General features: G+C 63.5%; 22 protein-coding genes. 14 read left to right on the top strand and 8 right to left on the bottom strand.

Annotation, left to right across the window (positions count from 1 at the left end; all coding sequences use genetic code 11):
* Position 1 precedes the first annotated feature (1 nt).
* The 8 genes from ubiD to dnaA all read right to left on the bottom strand — a co-directional run bounded on the left by ubiD (position 2) and on the right by dnaA (position 11,425).
* A complete protein-coding gene (gene ubiD, locus D002_RS0106615; RefSeq protein ID WP_018141125.1) occupies positions 2-1,465 on the bottom strand; it encodes a 4-hydroxy-3-polyprenylbenzoate decarboxylase in 1,464 nt (487 codons plus the stop codon).
* Between the two features lie 33 nt (positions 1,466-1,498).
* A complete protein-coding gene (gene xth / locus D002_RS0106610) occupies positions 1,499-2,266 on the bottom strand; it encodes an exodeoxyribonuclease III (protein ID WP_018141124.1) in 768 nt (255 codons plus the stop codon).
* A complete protein-coding gene (locus D002_RS0106605; RefSeq protein WP_018141123.1) occupies positions 2,263-4,314 on the bottom strand; it encodes a M3 family metallopeptidase in 2,052 nt (683 codons plus the stop codon). The genes xth and D002_RS0106605 overlap by 4 nt, the downstream gene beginning before the upstream one ends.
* Before the next feature lie 192 nt (positions 4,315-4,506).
* On the bottom strand, positions 4,507-5,022 hold the full coding sequence (locus D002_RS13450; protein ID WP_081610830.1) for a hypothetical protein: 516 nt from the start codon (positions 5,020-5,022) through the stop codon (positions 4,507-4,509).
* A gap of 39 nt (positions 5,023-5,061) precedes the next feature.
* A complete protein-coding gene (gyrB, locus tag D002_RS0106600) occupies positions 5,062-7,491 on the bottom strand; it encodes a DNA topoisomerase (ATP-hydrolyzing) subunit B (protein ID WP_018141122.1) in 2,430 nt (809 codons plus the stop codon).
* A gap of 116 nt (positions 7,492-7,607) precedes the next feature.
* Positions 7,608-8,690 (bottom strand): DNA replication/repair protein RecF, encoded by a 1,083-nt coding sequence (gene recF, locus D002_RS0106595; RefSeq protein WP_081610829.1) that lies wholly within the window; start codon positions 8,688-8,690, stop codon positions 7,608-7,610.
* 12 nt (positions 8,691-8,702) lie between these two features.
* Positions 8,703-9,806, bottom strand: coding sequence for a DNA polymerase III subunit beta (gene dnaN / locus D002_RS0106590; RefSeq protein WP_018141120.1), 1,104 nt, complete (start codon positions 9,804-9,806; stop codon positions 8,703-8,705).
* Positions 9,807-10,048: 242 nt separating this feature from the next.
* On the bottom strand, positions 10,049-11,425 hold the full coding sequence (dnaA, locus tag D002_RS0106585; RefSeq protein WP_018141119.1) for a chromosomal replication initiator protein DnaA: 1,377 nt from the start codon (positions 11,423-11,425) through the stop codon (positions 10,049-10,051).
* A gap of 154 nt (positions 11,426-11,579) precedes the next feature.
* Here dnaA and rpmH point away from each other — a divergent pair, with 154 nt between their 5' ends.
* The 14 genes from rpmH (at position 11,580) to D002_RS0106515 (ending at position 22,458) form a co-directional block, all read left to right on the top strand.
* Complete coding sequence (rpmH, locus tag D002_RS0106580; protein ID WP_018141118.1) at positions 11,580-11,714, top strand: 50S ribosomal protein L34; 135 nt, start codon at positions 11,580-11,582, stop codon at positions 11,712-11,714.
* A gap of 22 nt (positions 11,715-11,736) precedes the next feature.
* Positions 11,737-12,087 carry a ribonuclease P protein component gene (rnpA, locus tag D002_RS0106575; protein ID WP_026181571.1) on the top strand — a complete coding sequence of 117 codons (351 nt, stop codon included), beginning with the start codon at positions 11,737-11,739 and terminating at the stop codon, positions 12,085-12,087.
* Positions 12,087-12,344, top strand: coding sequence for a membrane protein insertion efficiency factor YidD (gene yidD, locus D002_RS0106570; protein WP_018141116.1), 258 nt, complete (start codon positions 12,087-12,089; stop codon positions 12,342-12,344). Before rnpA ends, yidD begins: the two co-directional genes overlap by 1 nt.
* Positions 12,345-12,352: 8 nt before the next feature.
* Entirely contained in the window at positions 12,353-14,053 is a 1,701-nt protein-coding gene (yidC, locus tag D002_RS0106565) for a membrane protein insertase YidC (protein WP_018141115.1), read from the top strand.
* 7 nt (positions 14,054-14,060) lie between these two features.
* On the top strand, positions 14,061-15,380 hold the full coding sequence (mnmE, locus tag D002_RS0106560; protein ID WP_018141114.1) for a tRNA uridine-5-carboxymethylaminomethyl(34) synthesis GTPase MnmE: 1,320 nt from the start codon (positions 14,061-14,063) through the stop codon (positions 15,378-15,380).
* A 215-nt stretch (positions 15,381-15,595) separates the two neighbouring features.
* Positions 15,596-17,470, top strand: a complete 1,875-nt coding sequence (gene mnmG, locus D002_RS0106555; RefSeq protein ID WP_018141113.1) for a tRNA uridine-5-carboxymethylaminomethyl(34) synthesis enzyme MnmG — start codon at positions 15,596-15,598, stop codon at positions 17,468-17,470.
* On the top strand, positions 17,460-18,083 hold the full coding sequence (rsmG, locus tag D002_RS0106550; RefSeq protein WP_018141112.1) for a 16S rRNA (guanine(527)-N(7))-methyltransferase RsmG: 624 nt from the start codon (positions 17,460-17,462) through the stop codon (positions 18,081-18,083). The genes mnmG and rsmG overlap by 11 nt, the downstream gene beginning before the upstream one ends.
* Before the next feature lie 3 nt (positions 18,084-18,086).
* On the top strand, positions 18,087-18,842 hold the full coding sequence (locus D002_RS0106545) for a ParA family protein (RefSeq protein ID WP_018141111.1): 756 nt from the start codon (positions 18,087-18,089) through the stop codon (positions 18,840-18,842).
* Positions 18,843-18,886: 44 nt separating this feature from the next.
* Positions 18,887-19,729, top strand: coding sequence for a ParB/RepB/Spo0J family partition protein (locus D002_RS0106540; RefSeq protein WP_018141110.1), 843 nt, complete (start codon positions 18,887-18,889; stop codon positions 19,727-19,729).
* 108 nt (positions 19,730-19,837) lie between these two features.
* Positions 19,838-20,224 carry an ATP synthase subunit I gene (locus D002_RS0106535; protein WP_018141109.1) on the top strand — a complete coding sequence of 129 codons (387 nt, stop codon included), beginning with the start codon at positions 19,838-19,840 and terminating at the stop codon, positions 20,222-20,224.
* Between the two features lie 31 nt (positions 20,225-20,255).
* The gene (gene atpB, locus D002_RS0106530) at positions 20,256-21,098 is read left to right on the top strand and encodes a F0F1 ATP synthase subunit A (protein ID WP_026181570.1); all 843 of its coding nucleotides are present in this window, start codon (positions 20,256-20,258) and stop codon (positions 21,096-21,098) included.
* 53 nt (positions 21,099-21,151) lie between these two features.
* Positions 21,152-21,388, top strand: a complete 237-nt coding sequence (gene atpE / locus D002_RS0106525) for a F0F1 ATP synthase subunit C (protein ID WP_012983953.1) — start codon at positions 21,152-21,154, stop codon at positions 21,386-21,388.
* A gap of 53 nt (positions 21,389-21,441) precedes the next feature.
* A complete protein-coding gene (locus tag D002_RS0106520; RefSeq protein ID WP_018141107.1) occupies positions 21,442-21,912 on the top strand; it encodes a F0F1 ATP synthase subunit B in 471 nt (156 codons plus the stop codon).
* A gap of 9 nt (positions 21,913-21,921) precedes the next feature.
* Complete coding sequence (locus D002_RS0106515) at positions 21,922-22,458, top strand: F0F1 ATP synthase subunit delta (protein WP_018141106.1); 537 nt, start codon at positions 21,922-21,924, stop codon at positions 22,456-22,458.
* Positions 22,459-22,467: the final 9 nt, after the last annotated feature.

Here is a 22,467-nt window from a genome sequence, read left to right as displayed (position 1 = left end):
GTCATAACCCCAGTTCATCCCAGATCTCGTCGACCCGGCGTTTCACCGCGTCGTCCATGGTGATTGGGCGCCCCCATTCACGGTTGGTCTCGCCAGGCCATTTGCTGGTCGCGTCCATCCCCATCTTGGAACCGAGACCGGAAACCGGCGAGGCAAAGTCGAGATAGTCGATTGGGGTGTTCTCGACCAGAGTGGTGTCGCGGGCCGGATCCATGCGGGTGGTGATCGCCCAGATTACGTCCTTCCAGTCGCGCGTGTTCACGTCGTCGTCCACCACGATCACGAACTTGGTGTACATGAACTGACGCAGGAACGACCAGACGCCCATCATCACGCGCTTGGCGTGGCCGGGGTACTGCTTGCGCATGGAGACCACCGCCAGACGGTAGGAACACCCCTCCGGCGGAAGATAGAAGTCCACGATCTCCGGGAACTGCTTCTGCAGGATGGGGATGAATACCTCGTTCAACGCCACCCCAAGGACCGCGGGTTCGTCCGGCGGGCGCCCGGTGTAGGTGGAGTGGTAGATCGGGTCGTCGCGGTGGGTAATGCGGTCGATGGTAAAGACCGGGAATTCGTCGACCTCGTTGTAGTAGCCCGTGTGATCGCCGTACGGACCCTCGGGGGCCGTATCCCCCGGGTGGATATGCCCCTCCAGCACGAACTCGGCCGACGCCGGCACCTCCAGGTCGGAGCCGAGACAGCGGGTGACCTCGGTGCGGCTGCCGCGCAGCAGGCCGGCAAAAGCGTATTCGGACAGGGTATCGGGTACCGGTGTGACCGCCCCCAGGATAGTGGCCGGGTCAGCGCCCAGGGCCACCGCGATAGGAAACGGTTCGCCCGGGTGGGCCTTGCACCACTCCTGGAAGTCCAGGGCCCCGCCACGATGCGACAGCCAGCGCATGATCACGCGATTGGGGCCAATCACCTGCTGGCGGTAGATGCCCAGGTTCTGCCGCGACTTCTCCGGCCCACGGGTGACCACCAGGCCCCAGGTGATCAACGGTCCGGCATCGCCCGGCCAGCAGGTCTGGACCGGCAGGCGGTCGAGATCCACCTGATCGCCTTCGAGGACGTGGCGTTGACAGGGTGCGTTCCGCGTTTTCTTCGGGGCCATATCCAGCACCTTGCGAAACACCGGGAGCTGCTCCCACGCCGCCTTCAGGCCCTTGGGCGGATCGGGCTGCTTGAGAAAGGCGAGCAGACGGCCTACCTCGCGCAGCGCCTGCACCGAATCCTCGCCCATGCCCATCGCCACACGCTCCGGGGTCCCAAAGAGGTTGGCGAGCACCGGGATCTCCGAACCGGTCGGGTTTTCAAACAGCAGGGCGGGACCGCCAGCGCGCAGGACGCGGTCGGCAATCTCGGTCATCTCGAGGTTGGGATCCACCTCCCGGCTGATTCGCTTCAACTCGCCACGCTGCTCGAGTCCGGCAATGAAATCGCGCAGATCCTTGTACTTCACGGGGACTCCCTGGAGGCGGTCGAAAGGACCGGCCTAGTCAGCAAATTCAGCCCATACCGGGGCATGGTCGGAGGGACGTTCCCAGCCGCGTGGTTCGCGGTCGATCCCGGCGGCCTGCAGGCGCGTCTGCAACGGCGCACTGGCCAGCACCAGGTCGATGCGCAGGCCACGGTTGCGGCGGAACGAGGCCGCGCGGTAATCGAACCAGGAGTATTCCTCTTCCGGCTGCTCGAAGGCTCGGAAGGTATCCGTCAGGCCTAGATTCGTCAGGGCAGCGAGCGCTTCACGTTCCGGGTCCGAACAGAGGATTCGATCCTTCCAGGCCTCCGGATCGTGCACGTCTTGGTCCGTCGGAGCGATGTTGAAGTCCCCTAGGACGACGAGGTTGGGGTAACGGGCAATCTCGTCCACCAGCCACTCGCGCATGCGCGCCAGCCAATCGAGCTTGTAGGCGTACTTTTCGGTTCCGACATTCTCGCCATTGACCACGTAGAGGTTGACCACGCGGACATCACCAATCGTGGCCGCCAGGATTCGGCGCTGGGCATCCTCGAGTCCCGGGGGATCGGTGATGACATCGGTGGCCTGAGTGCGCGACAGGATTGCGACCCCGTTATAGGTCTTCTGTCCAGAGTAAACGACCTCGTAACCCGCATCCTGGATCGCGGAGACCGGGAAATTTTCGTCGGTCAGCTTGGTCTCCTGCAAGGCGAGGATGTCGGTCCGCGACCGGTTCAGCCAGTCCAGGACCTGGGGCAGACGAACCTTCAGGGAATTGACGTTCCAGCTCGCAATCTTCACGCGGCTTTCTCCTCCAGACCGCTGTGGCGCAACAATGCATCAATCTGCGGATCTCGGCCGCGGAACGCGCGGAACGAATCCGCAGCGGGTCGCGAGGCACCGGCCTCGAGGATTTCGTGGAGATAGGCCGCGCCCACCTCCGGAGAAAACAGCCCCTCTTCCTCGAAGCGGCCAAAGGCATCCGCCGACAGGACCTCGGCCCACTTGTAGCTGTAGTAACCGGCCGCGTAGCCGCCGGCAAAGATGTGGCCGAAACCATGGGCAAAGCGATTGAATGCCGGCGGGCGAACCACCGCGACCTCGTCCCGGACCGACTCCAGCAGGCGCTGAATCGCGGCGCCGTCAGCGGGTGCCGGGCCTGCATGGAGGCGCATGTCGAACAACGAGAATTCCACCTGGCGCAAGAGCTGCAAAGCAGCGTGGAAGTGGCGGGTGCCCTGCAGGCGTTCGAACAGATCAACCGGCATGGGCTCCCCGGTCTCGTGATGACGCCCGAACAGGTCCAGCGCCTCGCGCACCCAGCACCAGTTCTCCATGAACTGGCTCGGCAACTCGACCGCGTCCCATTCGACGCCGTTGATGCCCGCGATCTCCGGTTCGTCCACCCGAGTCAGCATGTGATGCAGGCCATGGCCGAACTCGTGGAACAGGGTGATGACCTCGTCGTGAGTGAACAGCGCGGCCTTACCGTCGACCGGCGGGGTGGAGTTGCAGGTCATGTAAGCGACCGGCAGCTGGGCCTGATCGCTGGAGATGAAGCGCTGACGGCAGACGTCCATCCAGGCACCACCACGCTTGTTCTTGCGGGCGTAGAGATCAAAGTAGAATCCGGCACGTTCGACGTCGTTGGCATCATAAATGCGATAAAACCGAACATCATCGTGCCAAGTCTCGACGCTATCGTCAGGCTCGAAACGCACCTGGAACAGGCGCTGGACGAGATCGAACAGGCCCTTGACGGCCTGATCGGCCGGGAAGTAGGGCTTCAGCATCTCCTGGCTCAGGCCGAGGCGGCGCTCGCGCATCTTCTCCGCGGCAAACGCCATGTCCCAGGGTTCCAGGGTATCGAGCGCGAGTTCCTCACGGGCAAAGGCCTGCAGATCGGCCAGATCACATTCTGCCTGGGGGCGGGCGCGGCGCGCCAGATCCTGCAGGAAGTGTTCGACCTGTTCGGCGCTGTCGGCCATCTTGGTCGCCAGTGAACGCTCGGCATAATGCGAAAAGCCCGTCAGGTGTGCCTTTTCCTCGCGTAGCTGCAGGATCTCGACCATGATCTCGCTGTTGTCGTGATTACCCGCCCCGGGACCCTGGTCCGAGGCCCGGGTAGTAAAGGCCTCATAGACCCGGTAGCGCAGTTGACGGTCCTCCCCGTGGGTCATCACTGCCAGGTAGCTGGGGATATCGAGCGTGACAACAAAGCCGGTCTGATCATGATCGCGGGCGTTCTGCGCAAGCATCGCTTGATCCGATTCGGGAATCCCGGTCAACGCCTCGCGGTCATCGGTCTGCCAAGTCCACGCCTGGGTGGCATCCAGGACGTTTTCCTCGAATCGGGCGGTCAGCTCGGAAAGCCGGGAATTGATCGCTCGCAGGCGTTCACGTTTGGCCTCCGGCAGGTCGACGCCGCTGAGGTGGAAATCGCGGAGCATATCGGCAATGACTTTACGGCGCGCTGGCGGCAGGGTCGCATAGGCGTCGCTATCGGCCAGTCGGCGCACCGCCCGGTACAGGCCCTGGTGCTGCGACACCCAGCTGCCGTAATCCGACAGCAAGGGCAGACAGGCGTTGTAAGCCTCGCGGATGGCCGGGCCGTTCATCACCGCATTGAGGTGGCCCACCGGAGACCAAACGGCGTCCAGACGGGCGTCCAGACGCTGCAAGGGCAGCATCAGATTAGACCAGGTGGGCGTCTCGCCCACAGCCTCCACCAACGCATCGATCGCCGTTCGATTCTCCACCAACACCGTCTCGACGGCCGGCAACACGTGCTCGGGTTCGATGGAGCGAAAGGCGGGCAGGCGGTCGGTCTGTAACAGTGGATTCGACACGGTTTCTCCAAGGGGCGTGCTAGCGTTCGATTATGCCATTCGGACCGAGTGGCCGGGAGGGCGTTCCCGTTTGATCGTGGGCCGGTAAGAATATGTGCCGAGTTGTCCAAACAGCCCAATTTCGGGTGATTGCGCTTAGCTGAGAGTGGAGCCCAAAACGCAACGGCGAGCGAAAATGCCTGTTTGGAATCGTCATGGTGAGTTCGGCGGAGTCACTGGACGAAAATTGGTGAATCCGGTGAGCCGTGCAAGGACACCGTAGCCCCGGCGGCAACGCATGGCAGCGTAGTCGACAACCGCCTGGTTATAGCGAGCGAGGGCTTCGCTCAGGGCTTGATCAAGGGCTGCTACCCGCCGCTCTGCACGCTTGGGAAGATGAAGGGTTTTCGTTTTAGAATCAATTGGATGGGACAATATCGAATCCCAGGATGAGCGAATGTCACGTTCTGCCTGGGCTAGAGACAGCAAGTCACCCCTCCGACGCGCGGTCTCCTGGACCTGAACGCAGGAGCCAAGACGTTCCAAAAGATCGACATCCGGGTTGGCCAGATAGCATTCGTGTAGCTGACCATTGCGTTGGGTCAGAAGTGTATCCAGCCGATCCCAGGCCGCAACGACCCGCCGTTCGTGAACCGCGAGCTGGGTATAAAGGCGAAACGCGGCCAGGCTCAGGACGACCAGGGCAAAAATCGCGAATGGAACCCACATACTCGAGAATGCCCCGCGCGCCCTACCCACACCGTTGGGTTAGATATCGACGTTCTCCGCGCTTAGGGCCCGGCTCTCGATAAACTCGCGACGGGGTTCAACCTGATCACCCATAAGTGTCGTAAAGACCTCGTCAGCTCGAATGGCATCCTCGACTCGGACCTGCAACAGTCGACGGGTGTCGGGATTCATGGTGGTCTCCCAAAGCTGCTCGGGATTCATCTCGCCCAGGCCCTTGTACCGTTGGGTGGCGAGACCGCGACGACCTTCGTGTAGCAGCCACTCCATGGCCTCCGAGAAGCCTTCGATGACATGCACCCGCTCGCCGCGCTTCATATACGCGCCGTCATCCAACAATGCGTTGAGGCGTGCCGAGAGATCCAGGACCGCCTGGAAGTCGCGCGAGGCCAGGGTGTCGTCAGTGATGTACTGCGAGAGGGCTGCTCCGTGTTCAATCCGGTCCAGGCTTAGCTGCGCATGGCCGTCGGGTTCGGTCACCGGGCCCAGGCTGTACCGAGTGGCCCCCGCCTTGTCACTGGAGAGCGTATCGAGAATCCGGCCAAACCATGCCTGCACGTCGGGGTTAGTGACGCTACGCGGTTCTGGAATCGCGTCCGCTTCGAGCATGGCCCAAAGGATACGCGGGTCGTACATGCGGCCCAGTCGTTCGACCGCACGGGCGGCCTTCAGGTAGCCCTTCACGAGGTCCTCGAAGGCTTCACCGGTGATGGGTGGCGCATCCGGGCTAGGGTGGAGAGCGGCGCCATCCAGCGCCAGGGAAACCACGATCTCACCCATCTCGGCCTCGTCCCGGACGTACTGTTCACGCTTCCCGCGCTTGATCTTGTAGAGCGGCGGCTGGGCAATATAAACGTGGCCGCGTTCGATCAACTCCGGCATCTGACGGAAGAAGAAGGTCAGCAGGAGCGTGCGGATGTGGGAGCCATCCACATCCGCATCCGTCATGATGATGATTCGGTGATAACGCAGCTTGTCCGGGTCGTATTCCTCTTTCCCGATCCCGCAGCCAAGCGCAGTGATCAACGTGCCCACCTCCGCGGAACCCAGCATGCGGTCAAACCTTGCGCGCTCGACGTTGAGAATCTTGCCCTTGAGCGGAAGAATCGCCTGGAAGTGTCGGTCTCGACCTTGCTTGGCCGAGCCACCCGCCGAGTCGCCCTCGACCAGGTAGAGCTCCGACTGAGCGGGGTCCTTTTCTTGGCAATCCGCCAGCTTTCCGGGCAACCCTGCGATATCCAGCGCGCCCTTGCGACGGGTAACCTCACGCGCTTTTCGCGCCGCCTCGCGGGCGCGCGCGGCATCCAGGACCTTCTCGGTGATGGCCTTGGCCTCCTGCGGGTTCTCCAGCAGGAAGTTGTTCAGGGCATCGGAAAGCACACTCTCGACGATCGGCTTGACCTCCGAGGAGACCAGCTTGTCCTTCGTCTGCGAAGAGAATTTCGGGTCGGGAACCTTGACGGACAACACGGCGGTGAGCCCTTCGCGCATGTCATCACCGGCGGTGGCGACCTTGGCCTTCTTGATCAGGCCTTCTTTCTCCAGGTACTGGTTGATGGTCCGCGTTAACGCCGCCCGAAAGCCCGCCATATGCGAGCCACCATCGCGCTGAGGGATATTGTTCGTGTAGCAGAAAATGTTCTCCTGGTAGGAGTCATTCCACTGCAGGGCAATCTCGACGGCGTAGTCCTCCCGCATCTGATCGGCATAGATCACGGACGGATGCAGGGCCGTCTTTTTCTGGTTGAGGTGCTCAACAAACGCGCGGATCCCGCCTTCGAAGACAAAGGTCTCCTCGCGATTATCACGATGATCACGCAGGGTAATCCGCACACCGGAGTTCAGGAACGAGAGTTCGCGCAGACGTTTGGCCAGCACCTCGTAGTGGAAGTTGATGTCGGTGAAGATCTCGGGGCTTGGCCGGAACCAGATTCGGGTGCCATTGCGATCGGTCGAGCCGGTCTCGGACAGGGGCGCGTCAGGCTCGCCGAGGTGGTAGACCTGTTCATGACGCTTCCCATCCCGGTGGATCTCGAGCCGTAGCTCTTCGGACAGGGCGTTCACCACCGAGACCCCGACCCCGTGCAGACCGCCGGAGACCTTGTAGGAGTTATTGTCGAACTTCCCGCCGGCATGGAGCACGGTCAGAATGACCTCGGCCGCGGACATCCCTTCCTCTTCATGGATATCGACAGGAATGCCGCGACCGTTGTCACTAACCGAGACGGCGTTGTCTTCGTGAATCGTGACTTCGATGGCGTCGCAGTGTCCGGCCAGGGCCTCGTCGATCGAATTGTCGACGACTTCGAACACCATATGATGGAGGCCGGTCCCGTCATCGGTGTCCCCGATGTACATGCCGGGTCGCTTGCGAACGGCATCCAGTCCCTTGAGGACGCGGATCTGAGTGGAGTCGTAGGCGTCGGGCGTTTGCGCTTCAATATCGGACATGCGAGGAATTCATCCGGCCAGGTACGGATCGTGCAGTATAGCGCAAAGCGAGGAGGTACCGGTTAGGTCCAACAACAAGCTGAGGCGGGGCGGCCGATGGTTAGAGCGAGTAAGTACTAGTCCTCCGCATGGGTAAGGACGCGGCCATGTTTCACGTGGAACAATTGACCCCCCCTGTCACTTGTCAGGCCGGGAATCGCATCCTCAACCGCGGTCACCAGGATCTGCCAGCCTGAATCCGCGAGCCCCGCCATCAACCCTTCTACCGCCTCGCGATCCAGTTCGGAAACGACATCATCGAGCAGCAACACGGGCGCCCGCCCGCTGACGGACTCCAACAACCGAGCCTGCCCCCCAACCATAGCCGTAACCAGACGCTTTTGTTCTCCCCTTGATGCTTCGGCCGCAGGCCTACCGTCCAGCCTCAAATCCAGATCCGCACGCTGTGGACCAACCTGGGCAAAGCCTCGCTCTTCATCCGACTCACGACTCCGATCCAACGCCTCTTCCAGGCTGCGCTCCCGATCCCAACCCGCTCGCAGTGCAAGCCGCAGCCCCTCCAAGCGTTCGCCGAATCCGAACTGCTCCGCCACCGCCCGTGTCTGGACTTCCCAGTCCTCCACGTACCGTCGGCGAGCCTCGCTGACCACCTCCCCGAATTCCAGCCAAGGCCTCTCAAATTCGCGCGCCCCTGCACCGTCCCCTGCACGCAAGGCCGCGTTGCGTTGCTCGTGCGCCCGCCGCCACCGTTGCCAAGCCGAGCGATATCCCGCCAACGCGTAGAACCCACCCCAATCCAACAAGCGCCGCCTCTCCTCCGGGCCTCCTGTGAGCAATTCGAACGAACCGGAGTGAAGGACGCGAGCGGGCAACCAGTCCGCAACCGCGGCATGCCCTTCCATCCAACGACCATCCAGTCGAGAACGGCGAGCCCCATCCCAGACCAACCCAAGGCGATGCCCCCCTCCCGCCGGATCCCGAGTCTGCGCACCCACCCACAGGCTCTCGCACCCCGAGGTCAGCACTCGGCGCAATTGCGACGTACGGAAGGATCTCCCCGATGCAAGAATATGAACCGCTTCCAGCACCGAGGTCTTGCCCGCCCCGTTGGGACCCACCAACCGGTTAATCCCAGGGGTCAGTTCGAGGGTCTGTTCCTGGAGGTTGCGTACTCCCTGCCACCAAAGCGAATCCAGCACGCAGATCCCGAACTACAGTCGCATCGGCATCACGACGTATCGCGCACCGCCAGGGGGCTCGGCCTGAATGAGGATCGACGAATTCCCGTCGCGCAGCCCGATCCGGACCTGCTCGGTTTCCAGCACGTTCAAGACATCGGCCAGGTAGCCCAAATTGAAACCGATCTCCATCGATCCACCGTCGTACTCGGCCTCCACGGACTCCTGTGCCTCTTCCCGATCCGCATTGTGAGTCATCACCTGACAGCCATTCTCGCCAAGCACCATGCGAACGCCGCGGTACTTGTCACTCGCCACGATCGCCACCCGGGCGAGCGCCTGCTTAAGCACCTCCCGATCCACCTTCAATGTGGCCGGAAGATCCGCGGGGATCACCCGTTCGTAATCCGGAAAACGGCCCTCAATTACCTTGCTCCGCAGTACGGCCTTACCCAGCTCAAAGACGACCTGGTCCTCCCCGAATCCGATCCGTACCGCGCTCTCATCATCGGCCAGATTCCGCCGCAGTTCTGCTACCGCCTTGCGCGGCACGATACGCTCCACGCGATCCTCTACGGCCTGTTCCAACTCCACCTCGGCGAGCGCCAGTCGGTGGCCATCGGTGGCCACCGCTCGCAGCGTATTGCCCGTGGCCACCAGCAGAAGCCCCTGCAGGTAATAGCGCACGTCCTGCTGCGCCATCGAGAACATGGTGGCCTCCAGCAATCGCCGTAACCGGTTCTGTGGCACATCCAGCACCACCTCCGAACCGCGTGCCTCCCAATCCGGAAAGTCCGCACCCGGCAGGGTGGCCAAACTGAACCGCGACCCTCCGAACCCGACGGTCATTCGTTCCCCTTCCACCCGGGCCCGGATCTCACTATCACCAGGCGCGGCCTTGACGACATCCAGGAGTTTGCGAACGGATACCGTCACATCGCACTCGCCGGGGATCGAACCCTCCGCATCCGCCTTCCAGGCCAGTTCCAGGTCCGTGGTGTCCATCCGAATCGAACCGTTGTCGTCCGGCCGCAGCCGGACGTTACCGAGGATCGGCATTGTCAGTCTTTTCTCGGCCGCGCCCACAATCCTTTGGAGCGCTTCGGTCATCGTCTCGCGGTTGAAAGACAGTTCCATGGCGATGTCCTATATCTATTCTGTTTAGATATTAATCTAGTAGTAATAAGGGGCCGGAGTCCCTGTGCAGAAAACCCGTAAATCCCTTTTTATTCAATTGATTAGATCTATTTTTCGGCTTCATTGAACCTCTGTGAACACTGTGCTCAACCTGTGGACAGTTTTGGCCTTCACGTTATCCCCGTTTCCATACCGGGTTTACGCCCAGGTTATCCACAGCTTTGAAGCCCCGAAAAACGACCTCAATTACTCAGTGTACGTAGAAGATTGGAGTAGTCCTCGTCCAGGCTGGCGTCGGCCTCGCGCAGTTCGGCCACCTTACGGCACGCATGGATCACGGTCGTGTGATCGCGTCCACCAAAGGCCTGCCCAATCTCTGGCAAGCTGTGTTGGGTGAGTTCCTTGGCCAATGCCATCGCGATCTGGCGCGGACGAGCAATCGAGCGACTACGTCGCGTGGAGAGCAGATCCGCCACCTTCACGCGATAGTAATCCGCCACCGTCTTTTGAATGTTGTCCAGCGTAATCAGTTTGTTCTGAACCGCGAGAAGATCGCGCAGGGCGTCTTTCGCGAAGTCCAGCGTAATTGGCTTTCCGGTGAAATGGGCGTTCGCTATGACTCGACGCAGGGAACCTTCCAGTTCGCGGATGTTGGACCGTATCCGTTTGCCCATGAAGAAGGCGACCTCGGTCGGTAGTTCGATGCCGGCCTGTTCTGCCTTGCGCTGAAGGATTGCGACGCGAGTCTCCAGCTCGGGTGGATCGATGGCGATGGTCAGACCCCATCCGAACCGCGACTTCAATCGTTCCTCCAATCCTTCCACCTCCTTCGGATAACGATCCGAGGTCAGGATGATCTGCTGCTGGCCCTCCAGCAAGGCATTGAAAGTATGGAAGAATTCTTCCTGTGAGCGATCCTTGCCCGCAAAGAACTGAATGTCATCGATCAGTAGGGCGTCCGCCGAGCGATAGTGCTGCTTGAATTCGTCGATCGCGTTGTGTTGCAACGCCTTGATCATGTCGGCCACGAAACGCTCGGAGTGCAGATAGATGATCCTTCCCTCCGGGTGGCGCGCCAGGATGCTATGCCCGATGGCGTGCATCAGGTGGGTCTTGCCGAGTCCGACCCCGCCGTAGATGAATAGGGGGTTATAGGCGACACCGGGGTTTTCGGCGACCTGCAGACTGGCCGCTCGAGCCAGCTGATTGGACTTACCTTCGACAAAGGTCTCGAAGGTGAAGGCGGGGTTGAGATTGCTCACGGGCCCTTGCGGGCGTGGCGCGGCCCGGGAGGTTTCCGCCGCCGTCTGTTGGCTGCCAGCTGACTGCTCGCGAGTCGCCGCGGCCGACACTGCAGGCAGTTCGGCACCCCCGATCCCCAGGCGGACCCGGCGGGCGTCTTGGTCATTACCTGGCTGCAGTTCGTCCACCGCCGCCTCGATCGATTCGAGCAGATGATCGCGGACATGCTCGAACACGAACTGATTCGGGGCGAGCAGGCGCAGGGAGCCGTCCGCTTCCTCGGCATGCAAGGGCCGTAGCCACGTATTCAGTTGCTGCTCGCTGACCTTCCCCTGCAAGCGATCCAGACAGGCTGTCCACAGGGTCTTGGCTGACACGCGATCGTCTCCGGGGCGGCGGGGTATTGGAAGCCACCGAGTCTACGCCGATGCGACCACTGGGTGCTAGCCGGTCTCCTCAGGCCGAGATTGACTTTGCTGCCAGATAACGCTAGTTTTCACCGCCCTTTAACCAAGCGTCACGGGAACTGTCATGAAGCGCACTTTTCAACCCAGCCGGCTCGTTCGCGCCCGCACGCACGGCTTTCGGGCCCGCATGGCCACCCGTGGTGGTCGCAAGGTCCTGAACGCTCGCCGCGCCAAGGGCCGCAAGCGCCTCTGCCCGTAGTACGGGCGGCGCGCCGGCTCCCGTGACCGCGGCGCCTGTTATCCAGACCTTTCCGCGGCACGCCCGTCTCCTAAGCGGAGCGGATTACCAGCGTGTGTTTCAGGATGCCCGGCGCCAGCGGGGCCGCGATCTGACGTTGCTGTACCGGCATTCGGAGTCTGGCGAAGCCCGCCTTGGTCTGGCCATCGGCAAACGCCACGTGCGCCGCGCGGCCGACCGTAACCGGATCAAACGGCTGGTACGCGAGGCCTTCCGCCATCGGCGGACCCGTTTGCCGGCCATGGACCTGATCGTACTAGCGCGCGGTAGCGCGGCCACGGCGGACCGTCGTGTGTTGCGCGCCGAGATCGACAGCCTGCTGGAGCGTCTGTGATGACCCTGCCACGCAAGATTGCCCTGTTGCCCGTGCGGGCCTACCAATACGGGATTTCACCGTTCATGGCCCCCCACTGTCGTCATTACCCGACCTGTTCGGCCTACACCGTTGAGGCCGTCGAGACCCACGGGATTCTAAGGGGATTCTGGCTGGGGCTGCGGCGTATCCTGCGCTGTCACCCCTGGTCCCCGGGTGGCTATGATCCGGTCCCGGCCCCGCGTTCCGATTCTCCCAGCACCCGACCTTTAAAGTAGTCGCGCTCATGGATAACCTTCGCCCCCTTCTGTGGCTGACCCTGGCCTTTGTCCTGTTCCTGATGTGGCAGGCCTGGAACCAGGATTACGGCACTGCTTCGCAGCCCGACACCGCTGCCGAGCAGGCCGAAGACGACCCCGATGCCCGACCGGAGGATGTCCCCGACGCCCCGCAGTTCGAATCGGAGGCGGATTCGCAGGCCGAGGATGCCCCGCAGGTGCACACCCTGCAGGAGCCCGATCGCCGCCAAATTACGGTGCGGACCGACACCCACGAGATCCTGATCGACACGCGCGGCGGGACTCTGCTGCGCGCCGACCTTCTGCAGTATCCGCGGGACCTGCAAGACGACCCGCTGGTGCCGGTGCGCTTGTTTGACCATCGCGTGCGTGGCTATGTGGCTCAAAGCGGTCTGACCCATGACCGGGTCGACGACCGATCCATGGAGCGCCGCGCGCCCTCGCACCATGCGAATTTCGAGGTCGATCAGGATCGCTTCGAGCTCGGTGAAAGCGACGATCAAATCGAGGTCCCGCTGCGTTGGACCTCCGAGGATGGCGAGATCGAGGTCATCAAGACCTACACGTTCACCCGTGGCTCGCATCTGATCGACGTGCACTACGAGATCCATAACCGCTCTGACTCCACCTGGAGCGGTCGCCAGTACCGTCAGCTTCGTCACGGCCCGACACCGGACCGCGAGTCCTGGTGGCTGTACACCTTCACCGGGGCGGCCTACTTCGACGGTAGCTACGAGCGCGAGCGTTTCGAATCCCTGCGGGACGATCCGATCCAGGCACGCATCCAGGGTGGTTGGGTCGCGATGATCCAGCACTACTTTGTCTCCGCCTGGATTCCGGGCGAAGACGAGGTCAATGCGCTGTATGCCCGCGCCGTCCCGGGCGAGGTGGGTGACGAATACCTCATTGGCCTGCACTCCGAATCGCGCCAGATCGCCGCCGGAGAAACGGGCGAGTTCCGCACCCGCCTGTGGGTTGGGCCCAAGCTGCAGGACGAGCTCTCCGAAATTGCCCAGGGGTTGGAGCTCACGGTCGACTACGGCATGTTCACCTTCCTGTCCAAGCCGCTGTTCTGGCTGCTGGACAAGATCCACATGGTGGTGGGCAACTGGGGCTGGTCGATCGTCCTGCTGACCATCCTGATCAAGCTCGCCTTCTTCAAGCTGTCCGCGACCAGCTACCGCTCGATGGCGCGCATGCGCAAGGTCGCGCCCAAGCTGCAGGCGCTGAAGGAACGCTACAAGGACGACAAGCAGCGCATGAACCAGGCGCTGATGGACCTGTACAAAAAGGAGAAGATCAACCCGCTGGGTGGCTGTCTCCCGATCTTGGTGCAGATCCCGGTGTTCATCGCCCTGTACTGGGTGCTGCTGGAGAGTGTGGAACTGCGCCAGGCGCCGTGGTGGTTGTGGATCCAGGACCTGTCCTCGCGTGATCCGTACTTCATCCTGCCGATCCTGATGGGCGTGTCCATGTTCGTGCAGTACAAACTGAACCCGCCGCCGATGGACCCGGTGCAGCAGAAGATCTTCATGGCGCTGCCATTCGTGTTCACCATCTTCTTCGCCTTCTTCCCGGCGGGCCTGGTGCTGTACTGGTTCACCAACAACCTGTTCTCCATCGCCCAGCAGTGGTACATCACGCGCAAGATCGAGGGCGGAGAGGACCCGGACAAGAAGAAGGAATGACCGCGTCGTGACCGTGGCGGAGACCATCGTCGCGGTCGCCACCCCGCCGGGGGTCGGCGGTATCGGCGTGGTTCGTCTGTCGGGTCCCGAGGCACTCCCCATTGGGCGGCGGCTCACCGGGCGCGTGGATCTGTCTCCTCGCCACGCCCACTACGTCACCCTCCGTGACTCGAGCGGTGCCACGCTGGATGACGGGGTTGCCTTGTTCTTTCGGGCGCCGCATTCCTACACGGGCGAAGACGTGGTCGAATTACAGGGCCATGGCAGCCCCGTCCTGCTGGACGCCATCGTCGAGACCTGCGTGGCCCAGGGTGCCCGCCGCGCGCGGCCTGGCGAGTTCACCGAGCAGGCCTTCCTCAATAGCCGCCTGGATCTGGCGCAGGCCGAGGCGGTCGCCGACCTGATTCATGCCCAGACCGAGGAGGCCGCGCGGCTGGCCCGCTCCAGTCTGGACGGCGCCCTGGCGAACGAACTGGAACCCGTATCCCGCGCGATCCGCGAGATGCGGGTGATCATCGAGGCCGAGATCGATTTTGGCGAGACCGATCTCGAGTCCGAGGCGGCGGCCGACATCGCGCATCGTTCCGGCTCGTTGCTCCAGACGGTAAGCCAGTTGCTCGAACGCCTCCGTCCCGCGCGCTACTTCGCTCAAGGCATGCGCCTGGCCCTGGTCGGAGCCCCGAACGTCGGCAAATCCAGTCTGATGAACCGCCTCGCCGAGAGCGAGGTCGCAATCGTGACCGATCGCCCCGGGACCACTCGCGACGTCCTGCGCTCGCCGATCGCGATCCACGGCATTCCGGTGGAGATCATCGACACCGCGGGCCTGCACGCCAGCGAGGACCCGGTAGAGCGCATTGGTATGGAGCGGGCGCGCGAGGCCGCGACCGGTGCCGACGTCATTCTCGAATTGCGGGATCTGACCCGGCCGGATGCACGCCCGGACCTTCAGGCACCGGATGCGATCCCACGCATCGTGGTGTGGAACAAGAGCGATCAGGTCGACCCGTCTGTAGCGGCCGGGGACGGCGGCGGGTTGCAGATCTCTGCCCTTACCGGCCAGGGCGTCGAGGCCCTCAAGCTAGCCATCGTGAACCAACTCGGCGTCGGTGACGGCGGCACGCAACGGTTTAGCGTGCGCGCTCGGCACCTCGACGGACTTCGCGCCGCGGCCACCCATCTCGCCGCAATCGACGCGCTCGCCCCGCCGGACCTCATTGCCGAGGAACTGCGCCTGGCCGAGCGCGCTCTGGACGAACTCCTCGGCCGGCAGGACCACGAGGCCCTGCTGGGCGAGATCTTCGCCGGTTTCTGCATCGGCAAGTAGACGCGCCGCCGACGGAGCCCGAAGCGCACGCCGCAGTTGCTGCGGCCCCGCCGCGACCTCGTAATAACGAGGACACGGGGTGCCCGGAAAACCATCCGCGTCCGGGGGCGCTTCGCGCGCGCGTAACTCCCTGCTAGAATTCCGATTTTTCGAGGCCCCCAAGGGGTCGCGCCGCGTGCAGGCACAGGCCGCAGACTGGCCGGGATAGCAGGACCATGGCAAACGCTTTTGATGTCATTGTGATTGGCGGCGGACACGCCGGGACCGAGGCCGCACTGGCCGCGGCGCGCGGCGGTGCGCGCACGCTGTTGTTGACCCACAACATCGAGACCATCGGCCAGATGAGTTGCAACCCCGCCATCGGCGGTATCGGCAAGGGCCACCTGGTCAAGGAGATCGACGCCCTGGGCGGAGTGATGGCCCGCGCCGCGGATGTCGCCGGGATTCACTTTCGTATCCTGAACCGGCGCAAGGGTCCGGCCGTGCGCGCCACGCGGGCGCAGTCCGACCGGCAGCTGTACCGCCAGGCCATCCGCCAGTTCGTGGAAGCCGAACCCAACCTTGAGGTCTTCCAGCAGCCGGTGGCCGATATCACTCTGGACGGTGACCGGGTCACCGGGGTGGTGACCGAGGCCGGGATCGCGTTCGGGGCCCGTGCCGTGGTGCTGACCGTTGGGACGTTCCTGAATGGGCAGATGCATACCGGCCTGACCCAGCAGCCCGGTGGGCGTGCGGGCGACCCGCCCAGCGTGCGCCTGGCCGCGCGTTTGCGTGAGATGGCATTTGCCGTGGGACGCCTGAAGACCGGTACGCCGCCGCGCATCGACGGGCGCAGCGTGGACTTCTCGCGGCTCGAGCCGCAGCCCGGGGACGATCCGCGACCGGTGTTTTCGTTCATGGGGTCGACCGCCGATCACCCGGCCCAGCGCCCCTGCCATATCGCGCGCACGAGCGAGAAGACCCATGACCTGATCCGCGCCAACCTGGATCAGGCGCCGATGTACTCCGGCCAGATCGACAGCACCGGACCGCGCTACTGCCCCTCGATCGAGGACAAGGTCGTGCGCTTTGCCGACAAGACCAGCCACCAGGTCTTCGTCGAGCCGGAAGGGCTCACCACCCATGAGCTGTACCCGAACGGGATCTCCACCTCGCTGCCCTATTCGATCCAGGTACCCCTGGTGCAGAGCATCGAGGGCTTCGAGCACGCCCGCATTACCCGTCCGGGCTACGCGATCGAGTACGACTACTTCGACCCACGCGGCCTGCGTCCGTCGTTGGCCACGCGCGAGGTGGCCAATCTGTTCTTCGCCGGGCAGATCAACGGCACCACCGGATACGAAGAGGCCGCCGCCCAGGGCCTGGTCGCCGGACTCAATGCCGCCCGCCTGACCCGGGGCGCCGAAGCCTGGATCCCGCAGCGTTCCGAGGCCTATATCGGTGTGCTGATCGACGACCTGGTGACCCGCGGCACCCAGGAGCCTTACCGCATGTTCACCTCGCGCGCCGAATACCGGCTGCTGCTGCGCGAGGACAACGCGGATCTGCGCCTGACCCCGATCGGTCGCGAATACGGCCTGGTCGACGATGCCCGTTGGGCCCGGTTCGAGCGCCGCGCCGCCGCGATCGAGTCGGAGATGAGCCGGCTGGCACAGACGCGACCGGATAGGGATCAGCGCAGCCACCCGGCCCTGGTCGAGCTCCTCGGCAAGTCGCCGGAGCCGGATGCCACGCTTCTCGACTTGCTGCGTCGCCCCGAGGCCGACTATGACGCCCTGATGCAGGCCCTCCCGGAACTGGACGCGGGCTGCACACGGGACGTGCGCGAGCAGGCCGAGATCCAGGCCAAATACGCGGGCTACATCGAGCGCCAGCAGGCCGAAGTGGCGCGCCAGGCGAAGGCCGAGCAGGCGGCACTGCCGGACAACCTCGACTACGCGCAGGTGCATGGCCTGTCCAACGAAATCCGCCAGAAGCTCGCCGAATTCCGTCCGCATACGCTGGGCCAGGCCCAGCGTATCCCGGGCGTGACCCCGGCCGCGCTGTCGGCCCTGGCCGTTCACCTGAAACGACGCGCCAGTGGCGAGTAACGACTGGCGTGCGGCGCTGGACGCCGTGGCCGACGAGTGGGCGCTGGATAGCGCGGCCATCGAGGCCCTCGCGATCTATCTGGAGCAGCTCGGGCGCTGGAACCGGGTGCACAACCTGACCGCCGTGCGCGACCCGGAGCAGTGGATCCCCCGCCACATCCTCGACAGCCTGACCCTGCGCCCGTATCTTCAGGGCGGGCGCGTCCTCGATGTGGGCACGGGGGCCGGGCTGCCGGGCTTTATTTTGGCAGCGACCGAGCGTGAACGGGCCTTCTGTCTGCTCGATAGCGCGGCCAAGCGTATTCGGTTTCTGCGCAATGTGATCGGCCTGACCGGTCTGTCGGGTGTCGAAGCCCTGCACTCTCGGATCGAGGACTTCCATCCCGAGGCGCTGTACACCACGGTGCTGTCGCGTGCCTTCAAGGCCCCGGCCGAAATGCTGGACCGGGTGGGCCACACGGTTGCGCCGGGGGGTCGTGTACTGGCCATGCTGGGCCAGCGGCGGGTCGTGGACGACCCGTTACCTGCGCCGTGGTCGTATCACCGCGTGGACCCAGTTACCATTCCCGGCGAAATGGCCGAGCGCCATGTTGCCATTATCGAGAGAGCCTGAGCCGTGACCGACACACTCGCGATCACCAATCAGAAGGGCGGAGTCGGCAAGACCACCACCTGCGTCAATCTGGCGGCGTCCCTGAGCCGGTTGGGCAAGCGTGTGCTCGTCGTGGATCTGGACCCGCAGGGCAACGCGACCACCGGTTCGGGGGTCGACAAGCATGCCGACGACCCGACCTCCTGCGAGTTGCTGCTGGGCGAGACCACGGTGGAGCGCGCCGCGCATCGGGTCGAGGCCGGCTACGATCTGGTCCCGGCCAACGGCGACCTGACCGTGGCCGAAGTCCGCTTGATGGAGTCCGAGCGCCGCGAATACCGCTTGCAGGACGCCCTCGCGGACGCCGCAGCGAATTATGACTACATCCTGGTGGACTGCCCGCCCTCGTTGAACCTGCTGACGGTCAACGGACTGGTGGCCGCCGACGGGGTCGTGATCCCAATGCAGTGCGAGTACTACGCGCTGGAGGGCCTGACGGCCCTCATGCGTACCATCGAAAGCATCCAGCGGGGGCCCAACCCGAAGCTGCGGATCTCCGGCTTGCTCCGCACGATGTTCGACCCACGCAACCGCCTGTCCGGCGATGTCTCCGCACAACTGACCGGCCATTTCGGCGACCGGGTCTTTCGCACGGTGATCCCGCGCAACATCCGCCTCGCCGAGGCCCCCAGTTTTGGCCAGCCAGCCTTGTTGTATGATGCCTCCTCGCGCGGCGCGGTGGCCTACCTGGCCCTGGCCGGCGAGATGCTGCGGCGCTGATCGCCGCCAACCCCTTACCCGACTGCCCGCAGGAACGACAGACCATGGCGAAACGTGGATTGGGCCGAGGCCTGGATGCCCTGCTCTCCGGCGCCCAGGCCGGTGGCGACGAAAGCGACAGCCTGGAACAGCTCCCGATCGAGCAGATCCGGCGTGGCAAGTACCAGCCGCGGGTCCATATGGCCGAGGCGGCCCTGGCCGAGCTCGCGGATTCCATTCGCGCCCAGGGCATCGTTCAGCCGGTTGTCGTTCGGCGGCTGGAGGAAGGCTATGAGCTGATTGCCGGCGAACGCCGCTGGCGTGCCGCGCAGATCGCCGGCCTGGAGACGGTCCCGGCCGTGGTGCGCGACATCCCCGATCAGGCCGCCGCCGCAATGGCGCTGATCGAAAACATCCAGCGCGAGGATCTGAATCCTCTCGAGGAAGCCCAGGCCATTCGCCGGCTGATTGCCGAGTTCGAGATGACTCACCAGGCAGCCGCTGATGCCGTGGGTCGCTCGCGGACCTCGGTCACCAATCTGCTGCGTTTGCTCGAACTCCACGACACCGTCAAGGAACATGTGAACGAGGGGCGGCTTGAGATGGGCCATGCGCGTTGCCTGTTGGCCCTCCCGCTGGATGACCAGCCCGGTGTCGCCGCCACGGTCGTCAAGCGCGGTCTCTCGGTTCGGGCCACCGAGCAGCTGGTCAAGAAAGTCCTCGCCGCCACCCCGGAACCGAAGAAAGACGCCGCCCCCTCGCCCGAAGTGCGTCAGCTCGAGAGCCGACTGTCCGATCAGCTGGGCGCGGCCGTTCAGGTGCGTTACAACCGTCAGGGCAAGGGCCGGTTGGTCATCGAATACAATAGTCTGGACGAGCTCGACGGCATCCTCGCCCACATTCAGTAACGCCTCCGCCACCCCCAAAACCAGGCGCCGCGCGGTTTGACGCAATACAAGCGCTCTCTTATACTACGCGCACTTTTTGGGAGAGGGGTGGGCGTTCCCATCCGCTAAATGACACCGCGACGCTTCAGCCACGCAATACAATCGCTGGGCCTGCAGCTCGTCTTAACGCTGATACTGTCGGGCCTGCTTTTGGCCCTGTTTCCCCCGATCGTGGCGGTCTCGGCCGCGGTGGGCGGCATGACCGCGACCCTCGGCAACGCCGTGGCCGCGGTTGTCGTGTTTAGGGCCTACCGTTCCGATCAGGTAGGCGCGCTGACCGCCCGCATGATGGGCGCCCAGTTGGGACGATTGGCAATCATCGCGGTGGCTTTTGGCGTGACGTTCGCTTACCTGAACGAGCCGGATCTATTGGCCCTGTTCGGTGTCTTCCTCCTGGTGCACCTGGCCCCCTTGTGGTGGCTCCACCGGGTTTCTGATCAAGCAATGACGAGATAACTGCATGGCTTCAGAAAGCGAACTGCCCACCATGGAAGAGCATATTGCTCACCATTTGACGAACCTCACGTTCGGGCTACACCCCGAAAACGGCATGAGCTTCGCTACCACCAGCACCGAAGCGGCCGAGATGGGTTTCTGGGCCATCCATGTCGATTCCATGATCTGGTCGATTGCGCTGGGCCTCCTGTTTATCCTGACGTTCCGCGCCGCGGCCAAGAAGGTCACCGCTGGTGTCCCGGGCGGCTGGCAGAACTTCGTCGAAATGACCATGGACTTCGTCAATGACAACGTCCGTGGCTCCTTCAAGCACAAGAACGATATGGTCGCGCCGCTTGCGCTGACTATATTTGTCTGGATCTTCCTGCTCAACCTGATGGATCTGGTGCCGGTGGATCTGATCCCGCACATCGCCTATCTGCTGGGCATCCCGTACTTCAAGATCGTGCCGACGACGGACATCAACGTCACGGCGGGTCTCGCGCTGGGCGTGTTCATCCTGATCATCTACTACTCGCTGAAGATCAAGGGCCCCGTCGGCTTCATCAAGGAACTGACCGGCATCCCGTTCCAGACGAACATCGTGTTCCTGAAGCCGCTGTTCTGGACGATCAACTTCGTGCTGGAGTTCATCAACCTGCTGGCCAAGCCGGCCTCGCTCGCCCTGCGACTGTTCGGCAACCTCTACGCCGCAGAGATGATCTTCATCCTCATTGGCGTGATGTACTCCGCGGGCCTGATCCTGGGTCTGGCCGGTGGTGTGCTGCACGTGGGCTGGGCGATTTTCCACATCCTCGTGGTGCCGCTGCAGGCGTTCATCTTCATGGTGCTCACCGTCGTCTACATCGACATGGCGTACAGCGAAGACCACTGATTCCGACTTCACTACTCAACTGACTGTTTCAACACTCGACTGGAGATACAAAAATGGAAATGGCAAACGCTTTGATCGTTCTGGCTGGCTCTCTGCTCCTGGGTCTGGCCGCTGTCGGCGCCGCGATCGGCGTGGGCACCCTGGGTGGTCGTTTTCTGGAAGGCGCCGCGCGTCAGCCGGAACTGATCCCGATGCTGCGTACCCAGTTCTTCATCGTGATGGGTCTGACCGACGCCGTGCCGATGATCGGTGTGGGTATCGGCCTGTACGTTCTGTTCGCCCTGGGCTAAGAGGCTGACCGAGTCCCGAGGATCCCTCACACTCGTCAACCCGAGGTAGCAGGATGAATATCAATCTGACCATCATCGGCCAGCTGCTCGCGTTCAGCGTCTTCGTGTGGTTCACGATGCGCTACGTCTGGCCGCCCATCTCCACCGCCCTGGAAGAGCGTCGCAAGAAGATTGCCGACGGCCTGGCCGCCGCGGAACGTGGCGAGAAAGAGCAGGAGCTCGCCCAGGAGCGTGCGACCGAGGTCCTTAAGGACGCCAAGCAGCAGGCGAACGAGATCGTCGCCTCGGCGCAGAAGCGCGCCAACGAGCTGGTCGAGGAAAGCAAGACCACGGCCCGTGAGGAAGGCGAGCGCATCAAGGAAGCGGCGCAGTCCGAAATGGAGCAGGAACTCAACCGTGCCAAGGAAGAGCTGCGTAAGCAGGTCTCCCAGTTGGCGGTTGCCGGTGCCGAGCAGATCCTGGCCAAGGAGATTGACGCCAAGGCTCACGGCGATCTGCTGAAGAAGCTCGCGGCCAAGCTCTAAGGAGACGTTATGTCAGACCTGATTTCGGTCGCCCGACCCTACGCCCGCGCAGCATTTGAGCGGGCCCGCGAGGCCAACGATCTCGCTGGCTGGGCCGAGCAGCTCGAGTTGTTGGCCGCCATTGCCAGCGACTCGCAGATGCACAGTCTCCTCTCCAATCCGCGGCTCCCGCGCCCGGACCGCGCCCAGCTCGTGCTGGACGTCGCCGGCGACAAGATCGGCGCCGAGGCCGGGAACCTGGTCCGCTTGCTGGCCGAGAACGGCCGCCTGCCGGCCCTGCCCGCGCTGCGCGACGCCTTTGCAGAACTGAAGGCCGCTGCCGAACAGCGTGTGCACGCGGACGTCACCGCGTTTCGCAAGCTCACGCAGGCGCAGGAGAAAGAGATCCACGACGCCCTGGCCAAGGGCCTGGGTTGCGAAGTCGATCTCGAGTGTTCGGTCGACAGCTCCCTTCTTGGAGGGGCCATCATCCGCGCCGGCGACCTGGTAATCGACGGCTCCGTGCGAGGCCAGCTGAACCGCCTGGCAGCCAATTTGAGTCGCTAAGAGGACATT

Source organism: Thioalkalivibrio sp. ALJ7, from assembly GCF_000376865.1.
Lineage (GTDB): Bacteria > Pseudomonadota > Gammaproteobacteria > Ectothiorhodospirales > Ectothiorhodospiraceae > Thioalkalivibrio.
The sequence above is the reverse complement of the archived record's forward strand: the minus strand, read 5'-3'. Positions and strand labels throughout refer to the sequence as shown.